At 35.6% G+C, this 12,045-nt stretch carries 13 protein-coding genes; 8 read left to right on the forward strand and 5 right to left on the reverse strand.

The window, feature by feature from the left end; genetic code table 11:
- Positions 1-90: 90 nt before the first annotated feature.
- The 3 genes from HUV91_RS05620 to HUV91_RS05630 form a co-directional block, all read right to left on the reverse strand.
- The gene (locus HUV91_RS05620; protein ID WP_130073732.1) at positions 91-1,389 is read right to left on the reverse strand and encodes an MFS transporter; all 1,299 of its coding nucleotides are present in this window, start codon (positions 1,387-1,389) and stop codon (positions 91-93) included.
- Positions 1,390-1,890: 501 nt separating this feature from the next.
- Positions 1,891-2,502: a YidB family protein gene (locus HUV91_RS05625; protein WP_130073733.1), complete on the reverse strand. Its 612-nt coding sequence runs from the start codon at positions 2,500-2,502 to the stop codon at positions 1,891-1,893.
- 227 nt (positions 2,503-2,729) lie between these two features.
- The gene (locus HUV91_RS05630; RefSeq protein ID WP_174492810.1) at positions 2,730-3,200 is read right to left on the reverse strand and encodes a DUF6231 family protein; all 471 of its coding nucleotides are present in this window, start codon (positions 3,198-3,200) and stop codon (positions 2,730-2,732) included.
- Between the two features lie 32 nt (positions 3,201-3,232).
- Between HUV91_RS05630 and HUV91_RS05635 the strand changes: the two genes are divergently transcribed.
- The gene (locus HUV91_RS05635; RefSeq protein ID WP_174492811.1) at positions 3,233-4,105 is read left to right on the forward strand and encodes a DUF2797 domain-containing protein; all 873 of its coding nucleotides are present in this window, start codon (positions 3,233-3,235) and stop codon (positions 4,103-4,105) included.
- 69 nt (positions 4,106-4,174) lie between these two features.
- On the opposite strand, the gene lpxB is transcribed toward HUV91_RS05635, so the two are convergent.
- Complete coding sequence (gene lpxB, locus HUV91_RS05640) at positions 4,175-5,350, reverse strand: lipid-A-disaccharide synthase (RefSeq protein ID WP_174492812.1); 1,176 nt, start codon at positions 5,348-5,350, stop codon at positions 4,175-4,177.
- A gap of 192 nt (positions 5,351-5,542) precedes the next feature.
- Between lpxB and HUV91_RS05645 the strand changes: the two genes are divergently transcribed.
- The 4 genes from HUV91_RS05645 to HUV91_RS05660 all read left to right on the forward strand — a co-directional run bounded on the left by HUV91_RS05645 (position 5,543) and on the right by HUV91_RS05660 (position 8,805).
- Positions 5,543-6,421: a sulfite exporter TauE/SafE family protein gene (locus HUV91_RS05645; protein ID WP_174492813.1), complete on the forward strand. Its 879-nt coding sequence runs from the start codon at positions 5,543-5,545 to the stop codon at positions 6,419-6,421.
- 140 nt (positions 6,422-6,561) lie between these two features.
- The gene (locus tag HUV91_RS05650; RefSeq protein WP_174493595.1) at positions 6,562-7,653 is read left to right on the forward strand and encodes a 3-deoxy-7-phosphoheptulonate synthase; all 1,092 of its coding nucleotides are present in this window, start codon (positions 6,562-6,564) and stop codon (positions 7,651-7,653) included.
- A 75-nt stretch (positions 7,654-7,728) separates the two neighbouring features.
- Entirely contained in the window at positions 7,729-8,253 is a 525-nt protein-coding gene (locus HUV91_RS05655) for a protein tyrosine phosphatase family protein (RefSeq protein WP_174493596.1), read from the forward strand.
- A complete protein-coding gene (locus HUV91_RS05660) occupies positions 8,254-8,805 on the forward strand; it encodes a hypothetical protein (RefSeq protein ID WP_130073739.1) in 552 nt (183 codons plus the stop codon).
- A gap of 54 nt (positions 8,806-8,859) precedes the next feature.
- Here HUV91_RS05660 and ispF read toward each other — a convergent pair whose 3' ends face one another.
- On the reverse strand, positions 8,860-9,351 hold the full coding sequence (ispF, locus tag HUV91_RS05665; protein WP_130073740.1) for a 2-C-methyl-D-erythritol 2,4-cyclodiphosphate synthase: 492 nt from the start codon (positions 9,349-9,351) through the stop codon (positions 8,860-8,862).
- A gap of 100 nt (positions 9,352-9,451) precedes the next feature.
- Here ispF and HUV91_RS05670 point away from each other — a divergent pair, with 100 nt between their 5' ends.
- From HUV91_RS05670 to HUV91_RS05680, 3 genes are all read left to right on the forward strand, one after another.
- Entirely contained in the window at positions 9,452-10,099 is a 648-nt protein-coding gene (locus HUV91_RS05670) for a hypothetical protein (RefSeq protein WP_130073741.1), read from the forward strand.
- Between the two features lie 282 nt (positions 10,100-10,381).
- Entirely contained in the window at positions 10,382-10,813 is a 432-nt protein-coding gene (locus HUV91_RS16600) for a hypothetical protein (protein ID WP_228721845.1), read from the forward strand.
- Positions 10,814-10,996: 183 nt separating this feature from the next.
- Positions 10,997-12,037 carry a helix-turn-helix domain-containing protein gene (locus tag HUV91_RS05680; RefSeq protein WP_174492814.1) on the forward strand — a complete coding sequence of 347 codons (1,041 nt, stop codon included), beginning with the start codon at positions 10,997-10,999 and terminating at the stop codon, positions 12,035-12,037.
- The last annotated feature ends 8 nt before the right edge of the window (positions 12,038-12,045 follow it).

Genomic DNA, 12,045 nt, shown 5'->3' on the forward strand with positions numbered 1-12,045 from the left:
GTTATCTTGAGGATGATCATATAATAACGGATCCAAAAATAAAAAAGACCGAACATTCAGTTCAGTCTTTGCTTATTAGCAAGAAAATACTTATACATCATGATGTAAATATTTCGGCTGTTTGGGTAATTGCATACTACAAAATAAACAGATGATGAGCATAATCACCACATAGACAAAAAATGTATTTTCATGTCCTAATTCTTTAAATTTCAATGCAACAGCAGGCGCAGAACCACCAAAAATTGCATTCCCAACCGCGTAGGCAAAACCAACCCCTAAAGCACGGATATGTGGAGGAAACATTTCTGCTTTCACTAAGCCACTAATTGAAGTGTAAAAACTCAGCATTAACATCAGTAAAATGAGTAATAAAGTCACGATGACAGGCGAACCACTAAAACTTGGCATCAGAATGACCATGACAGGATAGATAAAAATGGCACAGCTAATACTAAATAACATCATCGATGCTCGGCGACCGATGCGATCTGCCAACATTCCAAATAAAGGCTGTGCACACATAAAGACAAAAAGTGCTATCGTCATCATATAACCCACTGTACGATCTTCAAAACCTAAACTGGTAATATAAGTTTTTGAATACACCGTGATGACATAAAAACACAAAGACCCTGCCGATGTATAACCGACCACCAATAAAAAGGTATGCCAGTTATTGCGTAATAACTCGGTTAAACTGCCTGAACCCTCTTTTTGACTGTCATTTTCCGATAAAGTTTCTTTTAAATGACGACGTGCAAAAAACGATAAAATCGCCACCACACCCCCAATGATAAATGGAATACGCCACCCACCATTCATCAGTTCTTCTTTACTCATCAACGCCAACATAATGACGCCAAGTAAACTGGCTAATAGCTGACCACCTGCCAACGTGACATATTGAAACGAAGAATAAAAACCACGTTGACCTTTGAGTGCAACTTCACTCATATAAGTTGCTACAGTGCCGTATTCACCGCCTACAGATAACCCTTGCAGTAAACGGACAGCAAGCAAACAAAACGGGGCTGCCATGCCAACTTGTTCATAAGTCGGTAAACAGGCAAATAAAAATGAACTGATTGCCATCAAGGTAATTGAAATGATCATTGAGCGCTTACGACCATATTTGTCGCCAATTCGTCCAAACAACCAACTACCAATGGGACGCATAAAGAAACTTGCTGCAAATACACCCCATACATAAATTGCTTTAGTCGATTCATCCATATCGGGTGCAGTTAAAGCGTGGGTAAAATAGATTGCAAAAGCTGCATAGATGTAGAAATCAAACCATTCAACTAGATTACCCGATGCTGCACCCACAATTGACATAATCCGATTACGCTTTTCGTGAGGTTGATAAACATGTGTATCACTCATAGGATTTCCTTATTTCTTGATAGAGATCAATCTCTATATTTCTGATCATATTGTGCGCTATGAGAAGTCTGACCTTCTCTATTTTTAATTTTAAAATCTTGTCAATTTTGGATGTATCATGAAGTTCAGACTGACTTCTTTATGATCATCTGAATGATCTGAAAAATGCATAAAAACCAAGCATCTCACAGCTTCTGTATTATCATAATTTGAATTTAAACCAATGAATAAATAACAATTAAAAACATTTTATTATCTGTATTATCTTTTCTAAATACATCGACAATGACAGAAAAGTGAAAATTGGTTAATGATATTGAGCTAAGTCGAAAATTGTTATAAGCAACAACTTTATTTTAAATGATGATTTTTACTGAAAAAATTGCATGGATCGAACAACTCTGCATACTTACATTGCACATTTTTGAGCAGTGAAAATAAAAAATGACAGCATATTTTGGCTGTCATTGATATTGCATATATTCTATAGAAACTTTTAAATTACTTTAAAAATCCTGAAACTAATTTCATGACATTTTGAATATCGTTATTCGCTTCATCTTGATTGGTTTGACCCGCTTGTGGTGTGAGTGAGTCAATAATTTCAGGCAATACAGAAGAAATTGCACTATATACATCTTGTGTTGGTACTTGTGCTTGCTGCGCAACTTGTTCAACTTCATTTTGATCAAATAAATTTTGTACTTGCTGTTCATTCACACTGGCATTCGCACCTTCACCTGTAGAAACCCAATCATCAACTTGACTGCTAAGACCTTGCCCTTTCAGTTGATCAAGCGCGCCTTGCAAACCACCATTTTTTTGAATCCAAGCCAAAATCAAAGGCACAACAGCAATGAGTAGGGATTGTGCATTAAAACCGCTTTGTTGTGTTTGCGGCGCTTGTTGCTGACCACCTGTTAGTCCTCCAAGTACTGAACCCAACACGCCACCGAGTCCACCTTGTTGTGATTGTTGCTGACCGCCTAAACCACCAAGTACCGAACCTAAGACTCCACCTAGTCCTCCCCCTAAACCACCTTGTTGGGATTGTTGTTGCCCACCTAAAGCTTGCTTGGCTAAAATTTCCACAATATTGCTTAAATTTGTCATGATTTTTTCCTACGTTAATCTTTTGATGTCAGTTTTTAATTTGTATCCAATTTTAGAATACTGCGCTTTCAATTATTCACCAAAACACAATTTGTTATGTTTTTGCAAGATATCAATACTCAATGATATAAATCTCAAACGCCATGGGTTATTTTTAGCAGTTTTAGCCCACAGATAACAGCAAAAATTCTTCAATATTCAATTATTTAAAATTTAATATGAGATAATTACCAACGAAATTTATTCCAATTTTCTGGATTTGCCCAAAACTTAGAATTAAACCAATCAGGCACATGTTTATAGGTTAAAATATTAAATTGCCACAAAGCAAAATCATTTTCATGTAATGTTTTATCAATCATCTGAGTAAAGCCCAATGCCCTGAGCAAGCGCTCATCCTGTAATTTACATGTCACCACAATGCGTTTCGCCATCAAATCACGTAATTTGACTAAAATTTGTGATTTCTCTGATTCAGACACATTCGACATTTCTGCCGTATCGAATAATACAAAACCCAAATCATATCGCTGGGTAAAAGGCAGATTTAAAAACTCAGATACGTTAAAATGCTGCCATTGAATTGAATGATATGAATTGTATTGCGCTAAATTTTGCCCAATACACATTGCGGTTAGAATTGGCTGTTCTTCTGATAAATCGTCTAGCATTGAAGTGATGACATTTTGCTCAGCCATAACTGCACCTATTTTTGAGTGAGTAATTAAACATGGAACTACAAGGCATTTGCCATAAAATGCATGCAGGTCTAAAAGACCTTAGTGTAACTGATCAACAAACTCATAAGGCAAATGTTGAATATAAATTTATTTTAGATCGTTCAGAAATTGAGCTTCCATTTAGTTTGGGTCAAGACATTGAAATCGAAGCCACAGGGAATATTTATTGTGTGTCTTGTGGGGCTAAAACACCAAAGTCTTATTCGCAAGGTCATTGCTTTAAATGTATGAAGACTAAAGCGTCTTGCGATATGTGCATCATGAAACCTGAAACCTGTCATTATCATTTAGGCACCTGTCGTGAAGAAAGCTTTGCACAAGAAGTCTGTTTTCAACCACATATTGTTTATTTAGCAAATTCGAGTGCTTTAAAAGTAGGGATTACTCGTCTGGGTCAAATGCCAACACGTTGGTTAGATCAAGGTGCAACACAAGCCTTACCCATTATGAAAGTTGGTTCACGTCGTCTCTCAGGACAACTTGAAGTCATGTTTGGCACACAAGTTGCCGATAAAACCGATTGGCGTAAACTACTTAAAGGTGAAGCTGAACCTATTGATTTGATTTCAATTCGTGATGAATTATTGACTGAATTTGAACCACAAATTGAGTTAATTCGTGATGAGTTCAGTATGAGTTTAGATTTCAATGAAAATGTTGAAATACTGGAAAATGAACTGCCTCGTGAGTTCGTCTACCCTGTTGATTGTTATCCTGAAAAGATTAAGTCACATAATTTGGATAAAACTCCAATTATTCGCGGCAAACTTCAAGGCATTAAAGGTCAATATCTCATCATGGATACAGGTGTGATCAATATTCGTAAATATACAGGTTATGAATTGAAAATTAGGGCTGAGTGATTTCTTAATAAAATATATAACAAGCCCCTTTATCATTAGGTATTAAGGGGCATTACTCTATTGCTAGAATCATGAGTCCAATAGATTCAAAACGGCTTCAACTAAATCTTCACTATTATCAGATAATAATTGCTTATGCATCGTAATCAACTGCATTGCCTGAATCTGCGCTGTTTCCTGATTCATCAACTTTTCAATTTCTTCAGCTAAATTTTCAGGAGTCGCATCAGACTGAATCAACTCCTGAATGACTTTTTTTCCTGCAATAATATTGGGCAATGAATAATATGGAATTTTCACCAACAATTTAGCAATCACATAAGTCAGCCAATTCAACTTATAAAATGTCACCATTGGACGATGTAATAACAATGCTTCGAGGGTTGCTGTACCTGATGCAAGCGCCACAATATTGGCAGCATTCATCACCTGACGACCAATTTTGGATTCTTGATCAGTATTTTCTAGTAAATGAATTTGATCTGTTAATTCTTTTGGATAATGCTTTAATAAATTTTCAATCTGCTGCTTACGCGCATCGTTAATTGCAGGAATAATAAACTGATATTCAGGATGCTTTTGATAAATGATGTGTGCAGCATCTAAGACCAAAGGACCTAAACGCTCAATCTCTCCACGGCGACTACCAGGCAATAAAGCAATATGCTTTTGGCTCAAGTCTAAACCAAGCTCTTGTTTTGCATCTAAGATCGGGTTTTGTAATGACAATGTACTTGCAAGAGGATGACCAACAAATGCCGCAGGTACATCAAATTTCTTATAAAATGTTTTTTCGAATGGAAATAGACACAACACTAAATCAATACTGGCTTTGATGCCATGTACTCGCCCTTGTCGCCAAGCCCACACAGAAGGACTGACATATTGTACGGTTTTGATCGGCAGATTTTTTTGCTTTAAACTTTTAGATAGACGTAAATTAAAATCAGGTGCATCGATCCCAATAAAAATATCAACAGGGTTAGCAGTCCATTTTTCGACCAAACCATCACGTACCGCAAACAATTTTTTAATATCTTTGAGTACTTCAACAATCCCCATCACAGATAAAATATCCATAGGATAAAAACTGTTAAAGCCTTCTGCAATCATCTGAGGACCACCTATGCCCTCAAACTCTGCATCAATGCCTTGCTCACGAAAACTACGGATGAGTTTTGCGCCCAAAGTATCCCCCGATACTTCACCCACCACAATTCCAATTTTAAGTTTTCGATTTTGCAAAATAACATCCTCTAAAGTGACTGAATTATCTTAGCATGTCTGGGCTTTATTCAGGTCATTTCCCTCTTTTTTTCAATAAAACTTTTTTAGGCTTTAGCAATTTTTAGAATAAGTTAATCAACAATCAAGACAACGACTTATATGAAATAGTCATAAGATATGCGAGTTTTTTGCTATTTGGCATTTTAAGTCATGGTTGGTCCAGTCGAATTTATTTTAGCCGGTGTATTGGTCGGTTTCTGCGTAGGTATTACAGGTGTGGGTGGCGGGTCATTAATGACGCCTATTCTGATCAGTTTATTTCGAATAGAACCCCATATTGCAATTGGGACAGACTTACTTTATGCCGCCATTTCCAAATTTTGTGGTTCATTGGTACATGCTAAAAAACTCAATATTGTTTGGCCTATTGTCCTTTGGCTGGCGCTCGGCAGTATTCCTGCATCTTTTATTACCCATTGGGTACTTGAAAATTATTTAAGTGGTTCAAGCCATTATAAAACAGTACTCACTGTGGTGTTAGGTTTTATGCTTACACTGACGGGTTTATCGATCATGTTCCGTGCACAGATTGAAAAATTCTTTGCCAAATTCCGTGCAAATAAGCGAGTCGATGAGACTACACAGACGTTTTCAATCGAAGGTAAACGTGCATTTGTTGTATTCATGGGCGTAGTCTTAGGCGTATTTGTGACTTTATCTTCTGTGGGTGCAGGTGCATTTGGAGTCATGGCTTTAATTTTAATGTTCCCTCATTTACCGATGATCCGCATCATTGGTTCAGACGTGGTTCATGCTGTCTTACTGACGGCTGTAGCAGGTTTTGCACACATGACATCGGGTAATGTTGATTTTCATTTACTTGGGTGGTTATTAGTCGGTTCAATTCCAGCCATTATCGTTGGAACATTAATCAGCTCGAAAATGCCTGAAAAACTCATCCGTAAAATTTTAGGTATTACTTTATTTGCTTTAGGCGTAAACTTTATTATTAATCCTGTTAAATCTAAGCCTGTGGAAAAACCACATTCGGCGATGATTATTCAGGTTGACCAACAACATCAAGTTTAATATTAATCATTTATACATAACTAATAATTATGAATTGATACTAAAGTTTTAATGATTTATTTAAACAAAACCTGAATCAATTCATGTTATATTCAAACCACTAAAAATACTTTTGTATGATCGAATATCCAGTGACGGCAATGAATACACAACAGTCTAATCCTATTACTCAATCAGATATTGATGATGTGAATGTACAAAGCATTCAACCACTTGTAACTCCAGCAGAATTAAAAGCAGAATTACCATTAACAGAAACTGCTTATCAAACTGTACTTCACGGTCGTGACACTGTCCGCAATATTTTAAATGGCAATGATAAACGTCTTTTTGTTGTGATTGGACCATGTTCAATTCATGATACAAAAGCAGCACATGAATATGCTGATCGTCTCAAAGTCTTGAGCGAAAAAGTTAAAGATACACTCTATATCATCATGCGTGTTTACTTTGAAAAACCACGTACGACTGTCGGTTGGAAAGGTCTGATCAATGACCCAGACATGAATGACTCTTTTAATATCGAAAAAGGTCTACGTCTTGGTCGTAAGCTCTTGGTTGAACTAAATGAAAAAGGTTTGCCATGTGCCACTGAAGCACTTGATCCAAACTCACCCCAGTATTACCAAGATTTAATTTCATGGTCAGCCATTGGTGCACGTACCACTGAAAGCCAAACTCACCGTGAAATGTCTTCAGGTTTATCTTCACCTGTTGGTTTTAAAAATGGTACAGATGGTGGTTTAACGGTTGCAACCAATGCAATGCAATCAGTAAAACATGGTCATAGTTTCTTAGGTTTGAATGATCAAGGTCAAGTCTCTATCATTCGCACCAAAGGTAACCCATATGCACACGTGGTATTACGTGGTGGTAATGGTAAACCAAACTATGATGCAGGTTCGGTTGCGGAAGCTGAGAATGCTTTAGCTAAAGCCAAAGTCAGCAACAAAATCATGATTGATGCCAGTCATGCAAACTCAAATAAAGACCCATACTTACAACCCTTGGTACTCAAAAACATCACAGAGCAAATTCTTGATGGTAATAAGTCGATTGTCGGCATTATGGTTGAAAGCCACCTTAAAGGTGGTCGCCAAGACATTCCAGAAAATCTATGTGACCTAGAATATGGTAAATCTGTCACAGATGGTTGTATCGACTGGGAAACCACTGAAAAAACCTTGCTTGAAATGGATGCGGCTTTAAAAGAAATATTGCCAAATCGTTAATTTAGCCAAAAACGTCATCTACATAGATGGCGTTTTTTGTTTATGATGTCATTATATTTTACCTGTCAGAATGCTATGAACGAACTTGAACAAGAACTCAGTCAAATCGCAAACTTTCAGTTTGTCCATGAACACTTATTCACTTCAGGACAACCTACTACTGAACAATTGAAACAGATTAAAGAATATGGTGTAGATACCATCATTAATCTCGCTTTTACAGATGCAAATCCACATCTTGAACATGAAGATAAAATTTGTGCTGAACTTGGGTTAAATTATATTCAAATTCCGATCTCTTGGGATACGCCAGCTGACGATCAATGCTTATTTGTTTTGGATCTGGTCGCACATTTGGTACAAGAAAAAATCGTTTGGGTACACTGTGCTAAAAATATGCGTGTCAGCAGCTTAATGTATTTATATCGCCAGTATTTTATGGATATGGACATGCCTACAGCTCAAGAGTTGATGCATGAAATCTGGCAGCCCAATGAAACATGGACAGGACTCATTCATGCCGTCAGTTTACAATTGCAAGGTCGTAAATCCACTTTAGATTTGCAACATTCCTTGATGCATGCTGACCATTTTGCTTAATTGAATTTCATCTCCAAAATCCATGATGACCATCCAACTGATGCAATCGGTTGGATTGGAGGTTGTCCTCCAGCCATTCTGGCAGACAAATTGTCCTCGTTTGGAGATTATCGCTTCTATTTAACCGTTCAGAAAAAAGAAAATCCTAAAAAATATTTAAGTATCTTTGTGCACAACGATTTTAATACTCGGATTGATCAACAAATTTTCCCCGATATTGCTATTGAAGTTTTTGAACATGATGCTTCAGCTGAAGGAAATGCCGTTGCTTTCTGCCTTCCTAATCTAAGTAAAAGCTATTTGAGCCCTTTGAAAAGTGTTAAAAAGTCTCAATTTAACTTTATTACTTATTCAGAACGGCCAAAATTAATCCAAGATAATGCCTATTATTTTGAGCATCTCCAACAAGATTATGTGTTTTATTTGCAAATCGATGAAGACTATGATTTAGATTCAACCTTACAAGGTTCATATATTTTTGCTTATGGCGCATTATATTTATTTCAACATCAACACACGCATCGAATCATTGCAGGTTTTTGGCAACATTAATCTGCTTATGATGCTGAAATAAAGCATCGATCTCTATTTCAGCAATTTTTAACATTATTTACTGTGATGACTAATCAACACCGTCGCAGTCGATAAAATGCCTTCCTGACGCCCTGTAAAACCTAATTGTTCAGTGGTGGTGGCTTTAACACTGATCTGCGTCACATCAACATCTAATACATCTGCAATACTTTGACGCATTGCTAAATTATGTTTTGCTAATTTTGGACGCTCACATGCCACAGTAATATCAGCATTATTGAGTACATAGCCACGATCTAAAATAAGTTGATATACATGTTTAAGCAACTTACGGCTATCAGCACCTTTAAACTCTGGATCTGTATCAGGGAAATGTTGACCAATATCACCTAGTGCTAAAGCACCCAATAATGCATCACATAAAGCATGTAACACCACATCACCATCAGAATGTGCTTTCAAACCTTGTGTATGCGGAATTTGAATCCCTGCTAAAGTCACAAAATCACCGTCCTCAAAAGCATGTACATCCATTCCTTGTCCAATGCGAATTGGTATGATCATTTTCAGCTCCTTTATACAGATTTTTAAGTTAAATCATCTTGTATTCGTACTTTCGAATTCGTATAGTACGGATGCAAACATTGTGAAAGTATAAGCGATCATGCTGTTGAATACAGAATTTAATCCTATTAAAAGCTTAATTTCAGGTCTATTTCTTTATGGAATATGCGCTGCCGTGTACGCCATTCCTGTGCAATGCGATCAAACACAAACAGGCAAAAACACAAAAATATGTAGTTCGACATTTGAAACATTGCGTGATGAATTGAATGAAAAATATCTGACCGCATATTTAGTCACAGATGCACCCATCCGTTTAATTGATGATACCAACCAATTGTGGTTTAAGCAGATTCAACAATGTAAAAATACGGACTGTTTTAAGCAACAATTCGATTTGCGCCTTGAAGATTTAAATTTTTATACGTCGATGAATCAAAGTTTAACGCAACACTTTATCAAATATGAACAAGGGGAAATATCTAAACAACCTGTTCATATTCAAGTGCATCAGCTCAGCAAAGATCGTATTAAAATTGAAGGATTGGCTTATCGCAATCCAAATAATCACAAAGACAAACAAAGTATTCCCCTACTTGCTTATACGACACCCGATAAAAAAAATGAGATTGTGGACAATGAACATGATTGTAAATATCAAATGAATTTTCAAAAAGCGATTTTAACGATTAAAACAGAGCAAAAAGGGTGTGAACGTTTTACTGGAGTTTATCGTTTGTATGATTGATTTAGCTTGAAAATAAGTGAGAAAACAACAGTGAATGAAAAATTAAAAATCAGCTTAGAAAGAACTCAAATTTTATCAAAATGTATGCAAAATTATGATGTAGGTTCCGCATAAGATGAATAGCCCAACAATATTCTTTCCCAACAGACTATCGTTTATAATGATGGAACAATTTCCAAACGAAGCAATCCACTAAATCACACTATTAATAATAATGAACTTAAATTATGCCAAAAACTCAGCTTAGAAATTACCAATTTGATGTAAAATACTGAAGTCGGTATGGGTTCAAACTCAGGAGATTATTTTCAAAATTTTTATATTGTTCAATCTCAAGCGACCTCGACACGCTATATCACATCTGAACTAATTTTAGATTATTTTGCAAATACCATTTTTCCATTGGCAACGATTACGACTGAACCATTATCTACAAATACAACATGGTGGCAAGAAGTAAAGCAGGATGCTGAAGAATCGTCACCTGACTATTTCCATACTTGGCATAAAATGATGCAATGGTTTACATCACAAAAATATTTTATCGATTGTGCATGTGTTCGGATTGGCGACTCAACACTTTTAGAACAAATTAATTCGGATAATTATCCAAAAGGAACCATCATTACAGGTTGTGTTCTGCCAAGACTTATCATTGGACTGACTAAAAGTGGAAGCCTATGTGGCTTATTTGGATTTGTTGTACAGAGCTGATTATAAATCGCTTTATTCACCAAAGTGAAATATTTGCTATATTTTCTAACAATTTTAGCGCACAAAATAACACCACATCTTTATTTCTAAATATAAATCACTTATACATAAGGTGATATAAATAGTCTGTTGACATATTTGTTGAAAATACAAAACACCATACAGTCAAGGAAAAGGTGTGTGATGGATTTAAACACATATATCACCAATAAATTTAAAAACTTTAATGAGTTTTTAGAAACCCATTGGCACGACTACCCCACTAGCTATAAAGAAATCCAAACTTTATTATTTTTTCAGTCCTATACCACCAAAGAGCTTTCAGAAAAATTTGAAATTAATATTTATCAATCTTTAAAATATTCCACACTGAAATATTATTTTCAAAAAATAGAAAAATATATCGACACTCCACCTAAACAACTTTTTCCTGCTTCTTTCCACCGCCCCTATGAACATATTTTAAATGAGTTTAAATATTTAAGTTTTTATCAAGAGCCTTTTGAGTTTCATAGAAAAATTGAACGACTAAAAGAAACCTTGAATAAAATCTCAATTCCGATCCATAGCCATGAGATCTATAGTGAAATTTTAAAGGTTTTAAATCAAAGTTTTGATTTTTTAGCAGATTCAGATGTTTGTATTGAGCATAAAATCAAACTGATTGACCTGTGGCAAAATATTCAGAATCTTGAGACCGTAGTCGCTTATACATCCTTAGACAAAATTAAAAATATACTCAAACAGTATCAACAAAAATCACATATTGATTATTATCTCAACTTAATTCATCTTGGAGAAAATCAACGCGTTGAATTTAAGGAACGTACTACTGACCTATTAACCAATCGTAAATCTGATCGTTGGATTAAAGCTTGTTTTGCATTTATGAATACACGAAATGGTTATGTCTTTATTGGGGTTGCTGATGATTTAAAAATCGTGGGAATAGAACAAGAAATGCAGGATTTTTTTAATAATTCTTTAGACTTGATGAAACGTAGTTTGATTGACAAACTCGCGCATGAAAGTCATAAAATTTCTAATATTTATTCGACACTTGAAGATATTCAAATACAAGGAAAAACCATTTTAGTGTTTAAATGTAATAAAGCGGATCGACCATTATATTATAAAGGTGAAATTTTTATGCGTACTAATGGGCAAACGACCCGTGTGCCACCTGAGTTAATAGACAGTTTTCGAGAAGCTTTTTATTGTTAATACAACAC

This window comes from Acinetobacter sp. Marseille-Q1623, assembly GCF_902809895.1.
Classification (GTDB): domain Bacteria; phylum Pseudomonadota; class Gammaproteobacteria; order Pseudomonadales; family Moraxellaceae; genus Acinetobacter; species Acinetobacter piscicola_A.